The following is a 14,743-nucleotide window of genomic DNA, read 5'->3' on the forward strand; positions in this document are numbered from 1 at the left end:
GTCCCTCCGTTCACTCCCGCCGGAGCCGACTCTAACCGAGCGGGGTGGCGGTGGTGACCGGATCCAGCAAGGCGGTGACGGTCGCGCGGACTCGGGCTTCGGTGTCCGTGGCGGCGTCGAGCGTGATGCGTTGCAGCACACCGACCGCCGCGAGCGCCAGTGCGCCCGGGTCCGCCCCCGCGGTGAGCCTGCCGAGGCGTTGTTCCTCGGCGAGATAGGCACCCGCGGCGTTCTCGACGGCTTCGAGTCCCGCCGTCCGGTCACCGAGGACCGCGCGGACGAGGTCCGGCAGCTGCGGCCGGGCCACGATGAGCCGGGTCAGGGCGAGCAGGGTCGTCGGCGGGGTCGACAGCAGGGCGTCGGCCACGTTCCCCGAGACCGAGCCCGTGCCGGCCCGCTCGGGCAGCGCGGCCGCCGCGGCGGAAATCAGGAAGCTCCGGTCGACGGCGTAGGCGGCCAGGAAACCGTCGAAGTCGGTGAAGTGCGCGTACAGCAGGCCGGTGGCCACCCCGGCCTCGCCGGTGATCGCCCGGCCGCTGAGCTTGCCCGGGCCGTCGCGGACCACCACCTGCTCGACCACGGCGAACAGCTGCTGCCTGACCTCGGGAATGGCAACGCCTCTGGGCACGCGGACCAGTCTAACCACCGGGGTTGCGCCCACAATGAGCAAGTGCTCATACTGCGTTTGAGCACATGCTCATACCTCGGACGGCATGCGGGAGAACAGTGGTGGAGAACGGGCGAGTGGTGGTCGTCGGAGCGGGGATCGCCGGGCTGGCGGCGGCGTTGAGGCTGCACCGGGACGGCCGGGACGTGCTCGTGGTGGAGCGCGCCCCCGGCCGCCGCAGCAGCGGGTACATGGTGAACCTGGCGGGCATCGGCTACGACGCGGCCGAGGCACTGGGGCTGGGGCCCGCGCTGGCCGAGCGCGACCTCGGCGCGTTCACCTCGATCCTGGTCAAGGCGGACGGGCGCAAGAAGTTCACCGTGCCGGCCGCGGTGGCGCAGGCCGCGGTGGGGCCGCGGATGCTCACGGTGTTCCGCGGCGACCTGGAATCCGTGCTGTACGAGCAGGTCCGCGACACCGTCGAGATCCGGTTCGGCACCACGGTCACCGGGATCACCCAGGACGAGCACCAGGTGCGGGTGTCGCTGAGCGACGGCACGACCGAATCGGCGGACCTGCTCGTCGGCGCGGACGGCCTGCACTCCCGGGTTCGCGAACTCGTCTTCGGCACGGACTTCGAGGTGGATCTGGGGCACGTGGTCGGCGCGTTCCCGCTGGCCGAGGTGCCGGTGGACGTGCCGCCCGGCGCGGGGACCACGTTCATCGGCCCTGGTCGCACGGCGGCGGTGCTGAACCTCGGGCCGGACCGGTCGTCGGCCTTCTTCACCTACCGCGCCGAGGATTCCGAGGCCGAGCTGGCGCTGGGACCGGCGGCCGCGCTGTCCCGCGCGTTCGGCGACCTGGGCGGCGGTGTGCCCGGCGCGCTCCGGCAGCTCGACGAGAACGCCTACTTCGATTCCGTGTGCCAGGTGGTGATGGACCAGTGGCACCGCGGGCGGGTCGTGCTGCTCGGTGATTCCGCCTGGTGCGTGACCTTGTTCGCCGGTTACGGCGCTGCGCTCGCCCTCGCCGGCGCCGACCGGCTGGGGTCCACTTTGGATGAACACGCCGAGGTGCCCGCCGCGCTGGCCGCGTGGGAGGCGGGCCTGCGCGCCGAGGTCACCAAGCGGCAGGCACTGGCGCGCAAGGGGATCAGCCAGTTCGTCCCGTCCGGCAAGGCGGAGATCTGGGGCCGCGACCTGATGATGCGGGCGATCCGGCTCCCCGGCGTCAGCACCCTGATCCGGCGGTCGATCGAACGGGCGAACCGCTGAAGGCGAGTTCGTCTACCGCGTCCAAGGCAGGCGGACGGGCTGCTTCCACGGCAGCAGCTCACCGCGGCCGACCGCTGGGATCGGGGGCAGTTCGCCGACGGCCGTGCCGGGGTGGGGGGCCTCGTCCAGGAACAGGCGTGGTGCCCCCAGGTCCATCAGGTCGGCGACCTCGGGGCGCATGACGATGCCACCGCTCCCGGCGACGAGGAGGTGCAGGCCGACTTCCCGGGCGTGCGGCAGCACCTCGCGCATCGCGGCCAGCGGGTCCTCCTGGGCGGAATACCGGTCCAGGTCGTCGATGACCACGAACAACCGCGGCCCGCTCCAGGCGTTCCCGATCCGGCGCCGCAGGCCGCCGAGTAGGTCGGTGACCACTTCGCCGGGATCTTCGAAGCAGGTCGACCCGGCGACGTACTCGGCTGGGAGCACATCGCGGGTTTCCAGGTCCCGCAACAGCACGACCAAGCAGTCCGAAGCGGTGTACCGCCGCGCGATGCCGCGCAACAGGGTGCGCAGCACCGTCGACCGCCCGGTGCGGGGTTCGCCCAGGACCAGGAGGTGTTGGTGCTGCTCGATGTCCACGCCCACCGGCCCGCTGCCCGACGTCCCGAGCGGCAGGCCGGCGCAGTCGCCCTGCCGCTCGAGTTCGTCGTAGCCGAACACGCCCGGCGGCGGGCTCAGCGGCAGGGCGCGCACCGCCGGACCGCGCACCCGTGACGCGGCTTCGGCGAACTCGTCGGGGGACACCGGCTGGAAGCGGAACAGCCGCGGCTCCCCCTCACCGACGCGCAGGTAGGCCTGGCCGTAGATCGTGTACGCCATCCTCGGCGGCGTCGATACATGCAGGTAGCGCGCGAGTTGCTCCTCGCTCAGCGCCTGCAGCGCGATGCGCGTGGTGATCGCCTGCTCCAGCGCGGCGAAGTCGGGTTCGCCGGAGCCGTCGAACCGGTCGGTCACCACCAGCGACATGCCGAGTCGCTTGCCCAGTGCGACCACCTGGCGCAGCGTCTTGCCGAACGCGGGCAGTGCCGCGTGGACGAACCGCGGCCCGTCGGCGAGCACGACCAGTTGCGGTGCCCCGGCCAGCAGTCCGTCCGCTTCGAGCCGCAGCCGCCGCCGGAGCTCGTCGTCGAGCAGGGCCTGGAACCGGCGCATGTCCGGGACTTCGCCCAGGCTCAGGTACGCGGCGGTGTTCGGCAACGCGGCCAGGCCGGCCAGCGAACCGGCGTCGTACTCGGCCACCAGCAACTGCACGGTTTCCGGCGGGTACCTGGTCGCCAGGCTGACCGCGATCCGCCGCAGCACGGTGGTCTTGCCCGACCCGACGTACCCCGCGCACCAGGTGTGCGTGGTGACATCGAGCCGGACCGCGTCGGCGATGCCGGTCCGGCCGAGCACCGCGGTCAGTTCCCGGGCGGGCGGCCGCGGCAGGTCGCGCAGCGAACCGAGTTCGCCGACCGGCTCGGTGACGTCCAGCGCGATCTGGGCCTGGCCGCGGTTGCTCCCGACGCGGTATTCGGCGCGGCCGCCGGGGTTCGCCCGGAGCTCCAGCCGGTCGTCTTCCGGCAGTTCGCGCAGCAGCGGGTGGTCCCCGGTCGAGGCGATCACGTGGACCCCGATCGACGAGCCGTGCCGCAGCAGGTCCGCCAGTTCCAGCAGCCGGTCGGCGTCTTCGACCACGAGGAACAGTTCGGGGCCCTGCCAGGACGTCCGGTTCCGCAGGCGCGCCAGCAGGATCGGCTTGACGCGGTCCAGCTCGTCGGCGCCGACCAGCACCGCTCCGGCCGGGCCGTAGACATCGGCGATCCGCCGCAGGAGGGTGTGCCGCACCTGTTCGACCGCGCCCCGCAGGATCACGTGCGAGAGCGTGCCGAAGTCGAACTTCAGCGTGGTCGACTGGGTCACGCCGAGCAGGATCTCGCCGTTCGCGGGCTGTTCGTGCACCAGCAGGCGTTCGTAGGTCAGCCCGTCCGGCGGGTCGAGCAGCGACCGCACCGGATGCCAGTAGTGGAGGAAGGAGTACGAGATCTCGGCGATCTGCTCGGGCGACAGGGCCGCCACCTCGAACTCCGCCGCCCCGAGCACACCGCGGCCTCGCCCGTCCAGCGAGAGCCGCTGCGCGGGCAGGGTGCTCAGGCTCGCCGGGTCGGTGGTGGTGAGGAGCAGGTGCATTCGCAGCGGCGCGCCCTCGCGGGCGACCCGGTGGAGCACGTCGAGCAGGCCCGGCACCGCGGCGACCGTCGCGTCGGCCTCCTCGAAGACCAGCACGAGCGCGGGGTCGGGTTCGCTCAGCCTGCTCCGGCGCCACAGCTCGTCGTCGATCGCCCGCACTGCCCGGGTGAGGTCGGGTCCGAGCAACGCGGTGCCCACGTGCGGTGCGGCGATCAGCTCGTGTCCCGGGGAGGCGACGAAGAACTGCACCGAGTCCGGCGAGTAGTTGTCCGCCAGCCAGGCCTGCGCGGACCGCGACAGCGCGGTACCGCCGGGACCGCTGATCACCAGGTGCCCGGCCAGATCGGCGGACACGGGACCGTGGCCGACCGGGACGCGCAGCAGGTCCGGTCCGGGGTCGGCGAGCCAGCGCGTGTGCGGGTCCAGTGTGCTGGCGCAGCCGTCCATCGGGCCGCAGCCCCACCGCGCGTCGTCATTCATGTGACGACGATATTGGACGTGTCACTCCTGGTGGGGTGAAACCGTCGCGGGCCGCCCGCCTCCGCGCTCCGGCGTGGGTAGGGTCGCGGCGTGGTGGTCGATCAAGCCGTAGCGGCGGGACTCAGCAGGGCCGAGGTCGAGGAGCGCGTCGCGCAGGGGCGGTCCAACGACGTACCGGCGCGTGCCAGCCGGAGCGCGTGGGACATCGTGCGCGCCAACGTGTTCACCCGGATCAACGCCATCTTCGGCGTGTTGTTCGTCATCATCATGTCCACCGGCTACCTGCTCGACGGGCTGTTCGGCGGGCTGATCGTGGCGAACAGCGTGATCGGCATCATCCAGGAACTGCGGGCCAAGCGGACGCTGGACCGGCTGTCCATCGTCGGGCAGGCGCGGCCGCGGGTGCGCCGGGACGGCGAGAGCGTGGAACTGGCGCCGAACCAGGTGGTCGCCGACGACGTGATCGAGATGGGGCCCGGCGACCAGATCGTCGTCGACGGTGAGGTGCTCTCCGGTGAGGCGCTGGAGGTCGACGAGTCGATGCTCACCGGCGAGTCCGACCCGGTGGTGAAGGAGGCGGGGGAGCAGGTGCTCTCCGGCAGCTTCGTGGTGGCGGGCTCCGGCCTCTACCGCGCGACCAAGGTCGGCCGCGCCGCCTACGCCGCGCGCCTGGCCGAGGAGGCGGGCAAGTTCACCCTGGTCGACTCCGAACTGCGCAACGGCATCAACAAGATCCTCAAGTTCATCACCTACCTGCTCATCCCGGCGGGCGCGCTGTCCATCTACAACCAGCTCTCCGGCGACCAGGAACTGCCGGAGGCGTTGCGCGGCATGGTCGCCGCGCTGGTGCCGATGGTGCCGGAGGGGCTGGTCCTGCTCACCTCGATCGCCTTCGCGGTCGGGGTGGTGCGCCTGGGCAAGCGGCAGTGCCTGGTCAACGAGCTGCCCGCGATCGAGGGCCTGGCCAGGGTGGACGTGGTGTGCGCGGACAAAACCGGCACGCTGACCGAGAACGCCATGCGGCTGGCCGAAGTCCGTCCCGTCGGGGAGCACGGCGACGTGTCCGGGGTGCTGGCGGCGCTGGCGGCCACCGACCCGCGCCCGAACGCGAGCCTGGCGGCCATCGCCGAGGCCCATCCCACCTCCCCCGGCTGGCCGGTGACGGCCATCGCCCCGTTCTCCTCGGCCCGCAAGTGGAGTGGCGCGTCGTTCGGCGAACACGGGGACTGGGTGCTCGGCGCACCGGACGTCCTGCTCGCCGCCGATGACGAAGTACGCGCCGAAGCCGATCGCGCGGGCTCGGGCGGTCTGCGCGTGTTGCTGCTGGCGCGGGCGGAGGGCGCGGTGGACCGCGCGGGCGCGCCGGGTGCGGTGGAACCGGTCGCGCTCGTCGTGCTGGAGCAGAAGATCCGGCCGGACGCCAAGGACACTTTGGACTACTTCGCCGGTCAGCAGGTGACGGTGAAGGTGATCTCCGGGGACAACGCGGCCTCGGTCGGCGCGGTGGCCGCCTCGCTCGGGCTGCCCAACGCCACCTCACCCACCGACGCGCGTTCGCTGCCCGAGGACCGGGAGCGGCTGACCGCGGAACTCGAGCGGGGGTCGGTGTTCGGCCGGGTGACCCCGGCGCAGAAGCGCGCGATGGTCGGCGCGCTGCAGTCCGGCGGGCACACCGTGGCGATGACCGGCGACGGGGTCAACGACGTGCTGGCGCTCAAGGACGCCGACATCGGCGTGGCCATGGGCGCGGGCAGCCCGGCCACCCGTTCGGTGGCGCAGATCGTGTTGCTGGACAACAAGTTCGCCACCCTGCCGCATGTGGTGGCCGAGGGCCGCCGGGTGATCGGCAACATCGAGCGGGTGGCGAACCTGTTCCTCACCAAGACGGTGTACTCGGTGCTGCTGGCGCTGATGGTGGGCGTGCCGGGGCTGATCGGGCTCGACGCGCTGCCGTACCCGTTCCTGCCGCGGCACGTCACCATCACCGGCTGGTTCACCATCGGCCTGCCCGCGTTCGTGCTGTCGCTGGCGCCGAACAACGAACGGGCGCGCAGCGGTTTCGTGCCGAGGGTGATGCGGATGGCGGTGCCGGCCGGGGTGATCATCGCGGTGGCCTCGTTCGTGGCCTACGTGCTCACCTATCCCGGGGCCACCGGCAGCCCGGCCGAGCAGGTGCAGGCCAGCACCACGGCGCTGATCACGCTGATGGTGATCGCGCTGTGGGTGCTGGCCATCGTGGCGCGCCCGTACCAGTGGTGGAAGGTCCTGCTGCTGGTGGTGATGGCGGGGGCGTCGGCGCTGATGTTCCTGGTCCCGTTCACCAGGGAGATCTTCCAGCTGGACCCGACGAACACCGGGGCCACGCTGACCGCGTTCGCCTGCGCCGCGGCCGGCATCGTGCTGGTGGAGATCGCCTGGTGGGCGGGCCGGTTCGTGGTCAGGCCGCCGTCGTGATCTTCCAGAGGTAACCGTCGGGGTCGGCGAAGTAGCCGGAGTAGCCACCCCATTCGACGGCCTCGGCGGGTTTGACGACGGTCGCGCCCGCGGCCTTCGCGGCCTCCATCACCTCGTCGACGGCGGCGCGGGAGTCGGTGATGAAGTGGTACGAGGAGCCGCGGAAGCCGGAGCCCTCGGGTGACACGCCGGCGTCCGCGGCGGCGGCGTCCCATTCGTAGAGCGCGAGGTCCTGGGTCCCGATCGCACACGTGACGAAGCCGGGGTGGTCCTGTTTGATCTCGCAGCCGAGCCCGTCCGCGTAGAACGCCTTGGCCTTGTCGACGTCCCTGACGCCCAACATGATGGTGCTCACCTGCAGTTTCACGGTCATGCCAGAAGCCTAGGGACGCCCGATCCGGCCCGCTTCTCGATTCCTGATCAGCTTGCACCCAAGGGTGGCGCCACCTGCCAGCCCGCCGCGTCGTGCTGGTGGCGCCAGAACTCCGCGAACCGGTGGCCGTAGGCGCGCAGTCCGTCGACCGTGCCGTCTTCGACGATCCGGCCGCGCTCCAGGAACAGGACCCGGTCGGCGCGGGCGATGCTCGACAGCCGGTGGGCCACGATGACGCGCGTGCGGGCGCGGGCGTCATCGGCGAGCGCGTGCACCACGGCGGCCTCGTTCTCCGTGTCGAGCGCGCTGGTGGCCTCGTCGATGAGCAGGACGGGCGCCGGTTTCAACAGCGCGCGGGCGATGCTGACGCGCTGGCGCTCGCCACCGGACAACGCCGTGCCCGCCTCGCCGACGACCGTGTTGTCCCCGGCGGGAAGTCGCCGGGTGAGCTCGCCGACCCTGGCCGGGCCGACCGCGGCCGCGTACTGCGCGTCGTCCGCCTCCGGGTGCCCGGCGAGCACGTTGTCCCGCACCGAACCGTCGAACAGGTACGGGTGCTGGAACACCACGCTGGTGAGCGCGCGCCGGGTGCCCGCGTCGAGCGTGGCGGCGTCCACCCCGTCGATCAGCACCTGACCGCCGCTCGGCTGGTGCAGTCCGGCGATGAGCGCCAGTATCGTGCTCTTGCCCGCGCCCGACGGGCCGACGATCGCGGTGGTGGTGCCGGGTTCGAGGGTGAAGCTGAGCCCGTCGAGCACCTGGGTTTCGCCCAGCCGCAGGGAAACCTGGCGGAACTCGATGCGGGGTGCGTCCTCGGTCCGGACCACCGCGTCACCGGTCGGGACCACCGGGGCGGCCAGTACCGCGCGGATCCGGTCGAGCGTCCCGCGAATGGTCTCCAGTGCCGGGGCGAGGTCGCCGAGCGTGGTGATCGGCTCCAGGTACCGGGCGATCACCACGATCAGCGCGATGGCCTCCGGTGCGGTCAGCGAGCCGCGCACGGTCAGCAGCGTGGTGGTGCCCGCCAGCGCGATCAGCGCGAACTGGCTGGCGACGCTGAACAGCACCTGCCCGGGGATCTGCATCAGCACCAGGCGCAGGGTCGCGCCGTGCTGGGTGGCGAGCGCGGCACCCGCGCTGCTGCGGGCGGGTTCGACCCGGCGGGCCGCGCGCAGCGCCTGCTGGGTTCGGGCGAACTCGACGATCCGCTCGGTCAGCTCGGTGTTGGCGTCGGCGGCGGCCGCGTCGGCGCGCCGGGTGATGCGGCCGGTCGCCCACAACGCGCCCAGCAGCACCGGAACGCCGGCGAGCGCGGCGAGACCGAGCGGCCACGAGAGCGGGAGCAGCGCCAGCGCGATGGCCGCGGGCAGCAGGACCGCGCCGATCATCGGGGTGAGCAGGTTGACCACCAGCCCGACCAGATCCGGCCCGGTCGCGGCGACCGCCTGCCGCGCGGTCGCGGTGTTGGCGCCGGAGAACCAGTCCAGCCGGATCTCGGTCAGCCGGTCGGCGAGGTCGCGCTGGCCGCGGTCGAGCACGGCGAACCCGAGGTCGAAGCCGAGCCGCGCGGTCACCGAATCCACCGCCCAGCCGGCGACCGTGGCGGCGGTGAGCGCGCCGAGCCAGGGCACCGCGTCCGCGGGGGTGGTGGTGAACAACGCCGAGACGAGCGGGACCAGCAGTACGGCACCGGTGGCCCGCAGCAGCACCGAAACCACGGTGAACCCGGCGTAGGTCACCACCCGGCGACGCTGGTCCCACGGCAGGAGGCCGAGCATGGTGCGGATCATCGGGCGGTCCCTTCGAGCACGCGCGGGGTTTCCCAGAGCCGGTGGTAGCGCCCGCCGGCGGCGAGCAGTTCGGCGTGGGTGCCGGATTCGGCGACGCGGCCGTGGTCGAGCACCACGATCCGGTCGGCGCCGGTGATCGTGTGCAGGCGGTGCGCGATGACCAGCACCGTGCGGTCGCGGGCCAGCCGGCTCAGCGCCCGCTGCACCTGGTATTCGGATTCGGGGTCGGCGAAGGCGGTCGCCTCGTCGAGGATCAGCACCGGGGCGTCGGCGAGGATGGCCCTGGCGATGGTGAGCCGTTGCCGTTCCCCGCCGGAGAGCCCGGAGTCGAGGACGGTGTCGTACCCGTTGGGGAGCTTGAGGATCCGGTCGTGGATCTGCGCGTCCTCGGCGGCGGCGACCACCTGCTCGATGGTGGCGTCGGGGACGGCGAGCGCGATGTTCTCGCGGACCGTGCCGTGCACGAGCTGGGCGTCCTGGAAGACAAAGCCGATCCTGGCGTACAACTCGTCCGGGGTCAGCGCGCGGATGTCCTGGCCGTCCAACCGGATCGCGCCGGTGCCGACGTCGTGGAAGCGGGCGAGGAGCGCGGCGAGCGTCGACTTGCCGGAACCGGAGGGGCCGACGAGCGCGGTCACCGTGCCGGGTTCGAGGGTGAGGCTGACGTTCTGGATCACCGGAACCCCTGGCCGGTAACCGAAACCCACCTCCTCGAACACCACGTGCCCGGCGGCGGGGTTCGCGGTGCCTTCGTGCTGCTCCAGTTCCGGCTCGTCCAGCGCCACCTGGATGTTCCGCGCGGCGAGGAGGCCCTCCCGGATCCCGCTGAGCCCGTACCCGATGCCCAGCAGCCGTGCCCCGAACGTGGTGCCCAGCAACAGGAACGGCAGCAGGGCGACCGGGGTCATGCCACCCGAGACGACCAGCGGCGTGCCGACCGCGGTGATCAGCCAGAGAAAGGTCATCGGGCGGGTGGCCAGGTCCATCATGGTCTTGGTGCTGGTGAACGGCCGCTGCCAGCCGACGAGGAAGGCGAGGTACTCGTCGAGGCGCCGCCGGAAGGGCGAGGCCGCCGCACCGCCGAACACCCGGATCACCGGCTGTCCGTCCAGGTAGGCGGCCGCCTCCCCGCTCATCCGCTCGGCCCAGCGCTGCGCCTGGCCGATCTTCGAACCGGACCGCATCATCATGATCGACATGCTGACCAGGTAGACCAGCACCGGGACGAAGAGGACCAGCGCCAGTCGCCAGTCCACTGTGCACAGATAAACGAGGACCGCCACCGGGGCGACGACCGCGGCCACCGCGTCGGGGATCGCGTGCGTGACGAGGTAGTGCAGCGAGAGCGTGTCGTCCTGGACGAGCTTCTTGACCGCACCCGAACCGCGGGCGGTGAACCAGCCGAGCGGGAGCCGCGCGAGCTTGCCGAGCAGGCTGGTGCGGAGGGTGCGCTCGAACCGCGCGTCCACCACGTGCAACCACACCAGCAACGCGGCCCCGAGCAGGGCACCCGCGCCGAGCAGGGCGACCGCCCAGCTGCCGACGGCCGTGGCGTCCGCGCCGGCGAGCAGGAGGCGGGCCAGTTCGACCAGCAACACGAACGGTGCCAGCTGGACCAGCGTCAGGAGCGCCTGCAGCACACCGGCGAGCAGGAAGGTGCGCTTGAGCGGGGCCAGCAGGCGCCCGGCGGCTTGGGCTCGCCACGCGCCCTTCTTGGCCGCCGCCGGTGCCGCTGGGGTGGTTTCCTCCGCGGGCTTCTCCTCGCGGAGCTTGCCCATGGCGCGGCCGTGGATCCAGTACGCCTGGGCGTGCACTTCGGACTTGGGGAAGCCGAACTCGTCCTTGAGCCGGGCGCGCACGTGCCTGAGCGAGGTGGATTCGGCGGCGGCCCAAGTGTACCAGTCGGACCAGTCGCGGGCCTCGATCGCGGCGGCGAGCGCGCGCCCGTCCCCGCGCGGCACCCAGTGCGTGGTCAGCCGGGGGTGCTCGGCCAGCGGTAGTTCGCGATCGGTTTCCTCGTGCAGTTCGAGGTACAGCTCGATCGGCACCTCCGGCGGTACCGCGCCGAGAATGCCGTTGATCGCCGGGACCGAGGCCGGATCGCCGATCAGCAGGTAGCCGGCGGGCAGCGGGTCCGGTACGGAGAAACCCTTGGAGCCCAAGGACATCACCGGGATCGTGGTGCCGGGTTCGGTCCGCCGCGCCCACTGCGAGGCCGGCCCGGCCGGTTCGTGCAGCACCACGTCGATCGCGAAGTGCCCGGTTTCCTCGTCGGCCTCGGAAATGGTGTAGGCGCGCTGGAACTCGGTGGCCGAGCCCGCCGGGTCGGGGAACCAGAAGCGCAGCCACGCGGTGGGTTCGGGGACGGCTTCCTGGAACAGCGTGGCCGAATGCAGTCGGATGCGGAGGAAGTTGGGGGAGAGGGTGTGCTTCCCGGTGACGGTCGCCTGGTGGTCGCGGGCGCCGAAGCCGCGCAGCACCGCGCCCTGGAATCCGCGTGCCATCAGAGTTCGCCTCCCAGATCGGCGATGATCTCGGCCGGTGGACGTCCCGGCGGCGCGACCGACACGAGCCCGCGGATCGCGGCGGTCAGCAGGAGCCGGTAGAAGTCCTCGGGCTTGACCTCCGGCAGCGTCGAATGCGCGGGACCGAAGTCCTTGGTGAGCAGTGAGATGACGGCGTTGCGCTGGTCGAGGTACCCGGCGCTCTCGGCGGCGGCGGCCTCGCGTTCCTCCGCGGCCGCCGACCCGATCGCCAGCGTGGCGACGGCTCCGCTGAGCACGATCGCCGCGTCCGTGGTGTACCCGCGCCGTTCGAGCGCGGCCACCTCGCTCGCGAGCAGGCGGGCCCCGGCGTCGCCCCGGGGGAACAACACCTGCAGGTACGCGGCGAGGCCGGGATGCGCGCGGACGAAGGCCCTGAGCTGCCCGGCGAAGGACAACAGGTGCCGCGGGATGTCGTGGTCGGGTTCGTCGTGGAGTTCGAGGTCGGCGAGGATGCTCTCGCCGACCAGCTTCTCCAGCTCCCAGCGGCCTTCGACGTGGCGGTAGAGCGCCGTCGCCGACACACCGAGCGCGGTCGCCACCGCGTTCACGGAGAGCCGGGCCATCCCCAGCTCCCGCCCCACCTCGACGATGTCCGCCCGGTGAACCAGCGGTCGTCGTCCTCCTGCGCGTGTGCTCATCGGCCTCCTGCCCAAAGTTACCCCCCATAACTTAGGCAAGCCTCACCATCGGCGCAAGCCCGGCCGCGGACGACTCAGCGAATTCCGCGGAGGAATACGCCCGCACCTCGATCACGAGGGCAAGATCGCAAGGAATCCCATGACCCATCACGGAACCCGGCCACCGTCCGTCGCGCAGTGGACCGGGCCGGACGACACCACGCGTTATCTGTGCGCGGCGACCCACCTGGACGCCGGATACGCGAACGCCGCGCTCAAGGAGTACCTCGTCGAGCCCACCCGGCCGGTGCCGCCCGCCCCGGGCGTGGACGCGGGCCGGGTCCTCAGCGAGGCGGTGCAGGCACGCGGGCGGCGGAAGTGCTTCGACGCGCTGGTCTTCCTGGTGGTGAGCTGGCGGAGCGTCCTGCTGTTCGGCTGAGCCGCCTACTTCGTCGTGCGTAGGAAGTCGGCGCCGCCCACGTACACCGTGTGGCCGCTCACCACGGGCATCTCCGCCGCCGTCACGATCTCCCTGGCGAAGCCGTTGACCGTGGGCAGGCCGCCGCCCCGGGTGCGGCGGTCTTCGATGGCGCCGGGGTGGACGCGGTCCAGGAGGGTGGGGGTGATCGTGCCCTCGACCATGTCGCCCGAGACCACCACCAGGCTGATCCCGCGCGAGGCCAGTGCCGGGATCCGCGCGCGCAGGGCGTCTTCACCGGCCCGCTTGCTCGCGGCGATCGGCTCGTACTCCTGGTAAACCGGCTGCACGCCGTGGAAGTGCGCCTGGTGGCTGGTGACGAACACGATCCGGGACCGCGGCACCAGCAGCGGCCTCGAAGTGTCCACAAGGGACAACTGCGCGTCGCGGTTCAGGCGGAGGGCGTAGTCCGGGGCGGCCTCGCGTTCCATGCCACCGGAAGCGTTGAGCACCAGCAGGTCCAGCCGTCCGCTCCGGGCCCGGATCTCCTGGACCATGGCGGTGATCGCGCCCTGGTCGGTGAGGTCCGCCCCGATCGGCCACGCCGTGCCGCCCGCCGCGGTGATTTCGTCGGCGACCTTCCGCGCGCGCCGCGCCTTCTCCCGGTAGTTCACGAACACGACGGCACCCGCGGCACCCAGCAGCCGTGCCGTTTCCGCGCCGATTCCGCGGGAACCCCCGGTCACCAGCGCGATCCGTCCGGCCAAGCTCATTTCCGCCCCCTCATCCGCGCGGCCATCTGGTCCGCGCCCTCGGCCACCGCCGTGCTGCGCGCCACCGTGGTCCGCGCCAGCCGCGTGCTCACCGACGCGCCGAGACCGGCCATCCTGACCACGTTGTTGACGAACTCGTCGAGATCGTCGGGCCACGGCAGCGACGGCTGCGTGATCAGCAGCGACGCGCAGCCGTGCATCGCCGACCACAGTCCCAGCGCCAGCGTGCGCGGGTCTCCGCGCAACACGCCGTTGTCCACGCACGCGCCGACCGCCTCCACCATGTAGGCGAACCCGGCGTTCGACGCGGGGGAGAGTTCGTCGGCCCGGCGCAGCATCAGCACGCTGTACTGCACCGGGTTGTCGAGCGCGAACCGGATGTAGGCGCGTCCACATTGGCCCAGCGCGATGAACGGGTCCGTCAGCCGCGCGCACGCCTCCTGGATCCGGCTGCCCAGCCCGTCCCACGCCCGCAGGCAGACCGCTTCGACCAGCTGGTCCTTGCTGCCGAAGTGCCGGTACACCGACGGCGTGGTGACCCCGGCGCGCTCGGCGACCGCGCGCAGGGTCAGCGCGTCCTCGGTACCCGCCTCGACCAGCATCCGCTCGGCCACCTGCAGGATCTCCTCCCGCAGCCGCGGCCCTTCACCGGGGTTCGCCCGTACTCGCCTGCCTGCCACGAGACGAGAGTGACAGCGTCACGGTGACGTTGTCAACCTCGCCGGTAGAGGCCGACCAGCACCCCGTACTCGGCTTCACGCGGGGCGTTCGGCAGGTCGTTGACCAGCTTTTCGAGGTGCTCGTGCAGGGCGCGGGCCTGCGTGGCGGTCAGCCGGAGCACCCGGTGGACCAGCAGCGATCGGTCGTCGTCGGGGATCTCGTCGGCGATGGTGCCCAGCATCGCCTTGGTGGCCTCCCCGTTCTCCCCGGGCGCGAACTTGACCCGGCGCGCGGTCTTGACGAAGTACTGCTCGGTGCCGCCGCGCACGGTCCGCGTCGGTCCTTTTCGGACCAATCCGGCCTCGACGAGCACACCGAGGTGGTGCGCGATGTTGCCCTTGTTGATGTTCAGCCGGTGGGCCAGCTGGCTGATGGTCGCGCCGTCGGGGCCGATGTCGCGCCAGATCCGGTGCCGCGTCGGGTGGGCGAAGGCACGCATCTGCGCCGGGCTGGTGGCGTGGAGGACCTCGGTCATGAATCAAGCGTCAAGGACAGTTGTCGCTTGCGCAAGCACCCCCG

Annotated in this window: 12 protein-coding genes; 3 read left to right on the top strand and 9 right to left on the bottom strand. The window is 71.9% G+C overall.

Features of this window, described 5'->3' with window-relative positions; genetic code table 11:
- Window positions 1-31: 31 nt before the first annotated feature.
- Window positions 32-628 (bottom strand): TetR/AcrR family transcriptional regulator, encoded by a 597-nt coding sequence (locus JYK18_RS24940; protein ID WP_206805471.1) that lies wholly within the window; start codon window positions 626-628, stop codon window positions 32-34.
- A 101-nt stretch (window positions 629-729) separates the two neighbouring features.
- On the opposite strand from JYK18_RS24940, the gene JYK18_RS24945 reads away from it, so the two are divergent.
- Window positions 730-1,881, top strand: coding sequence for an FAD-dependent oxidoreductase (locus tag JYK18_RS24945; protein WP_307796045.1), 1,152 nt, complete (start codon window positions 730-732; stop codon window positions 1,879-1,881).
- A gap of 12 nt (window positions 1,882-1,893) precedes the next feature.
- On the opposite strand, the gene JYK18_RS24950 is transcribed toward JYK18_RS24945, so the two are convergent.
- Window positions 1,894-4,533, bottom strand: coding sequence for an FtsK/SpoIIIE domain-containing protein (locus JYK18_RS24950; RefSeq protein WP_206805475.1), 2,640 nt, complete (start codon window positions 4,531-4,533; stop codon window positions 1,894-1,896).
- A 90-nt stretch (window positions 4,534-4,623) separates the two neighbouring features.
- Between JYK18_RS24950 and JYK18_RS24955 the strand changes: the two genes are divergently transcribed.
- Complete coding sequence (locus JYK18_RS24955) at window positions 4,624-6,987, top strand: cation-translocating P-type ATPase (RefSeq protein ID WP_206805477.1); 2,364 nt, start codon at window positions 4,624-4,626, stop codon at window positions 6,985-6,987.
- Here the strand turns inward: JYK18_RS24955 and JYK18_RS24960 are convergent.
- From JYK18_RS24960 to JYK18_RS24975, 4 genes are read right to left on the bottom strand one after another with little or no spacing between them, the layout of a single operon-like run.
- A complete protein-coding gene (locus JYK18_RS24960; RefSeq protein ID WP_206805488.1) occupies window positions 6,971-7,360 on the bottom strand; it encodes a VOC family protein in 390 nt (129 codons plus the stop codon). The two genes, JYK18_RS24955 and JYK18_RS24960, sit on opposite strands and share 17 nt — an antisense overlap.
- A 47-nt stretch (window positions 7,361-7,407) precedes the next feature.
- Window positions 7,408-9,150 carry an ABC transporter ATP-binding protein gene (locus JYK18_RS24965; protein WP_206805489.1) on the bottom strand — a complete coding sequence of 581 codons (1,743 nt, stop codon included), beginning with the start codon at window positions 9,148-9,150 and terminating at the stop codon, window positions 7,408-7,410.
- Window positions 9,147-11,654, bottom strand: a complete 2,508-nt coding sequence (locus JYK18_RS24970) for an ABC transporter ATP-binding protein/permease (RefSeq protein ID WP_206805499.1) — start codon at window positions 11,652-11,654, stop codon at window positions 9,147-9,149. The genes JYK18_RS24965 and JYK18_RS24970 overlap by 4 nt, the downstream gene beginning before the upstream one ends.
- Entirely contained in the window at window positions 11,654-12,334 is a 681-nt protein-coding gene (locus tag JYK18_RS24975; RefSeq protein ID WP_206805501.1) for a TetR/AcrR family transcriptional regulator, read from the bottom strand. The genes JYK18_RS24970 and JYK18_RS24975 overlap by 1 nt, the downstream gene beginning before the upstream one ends.
- 139 nt (window positions 12,335-12,473) lie before the next feature.
- On the opposite strand from JYK18_RS24975, the gene JYK18_RS24980 reads away from it, so the two are divergent.
- Window positions 12,474-12,752, top strand: coding sequence for a hypothetical protein (locus JYK18_RS24980; RefSeq protein WP_206805503.1), 279 nt, complete (start codon window positions 12,474-12,476; stop codon window positions 12,750-12,752).
- A gap of 5 nt (window positions 12,753-12,757) precedes the next feature.
- On the opposite strand, the gene JYK18_RS24985 is transcribed toward JYK18_RS24980, so the two are convergent.
- From JYK18_RS24985 to JYK18_RS24995, 3 genes are read right to left on the bottom strand one after another with little or no spacing between them, the layout of a single operon-like run.
- Window positions 12,758-13,504, bottom strand: a complete 747-nt coding sequence (locus JYK18_RS24985) for an SDR family oxidoreductase (protein WP_206805505.1) — start codon at window positions 13,502-13,504, stop codon at window positions 12,758-12,760.
- Window positions 13,501-14,184 (bottom strand): TetR/AcrR family transcriptional regulator, encoded by a 684-nt coding sequence (locus JYK18_RS24990; RefSeq protein ID WP_206805507.1) that lies wholly within the window; start codon window positions 14,182-14,184, stop codon window positions 13,501-13,503. Before JYK18_RS24990 ends, JYK18_RS24985 begins: the two co-directional genes overlap by 4 nt.
- A gap of 32 nt (window positions 14,185-14,216) precedes the next feature.
- Window positions 14,217-14,699 (bottom strand): transcriptional regulator, encoded by a 483-nt coding sequence (locus JYK18_RS24995; protein WP_206805509.1) that lies wholly within the window; start codon window positions 14,697-14,699, stop codon window positions 14,217-14,219.
- Between the last annotated feature and the right edge of the window lie 44 nt (window positions 14,700-14,743).

The organism is Amycolatopsis sp. 195334CR (assembly GCF_017309385.1).
In the GTDB taxonomy this organism is placed as follows: Bacteria; Actinomycetota; Actinomycetes; order Mycobacteriales; family Pseudonocardiaceae; genus Amycolatopsis.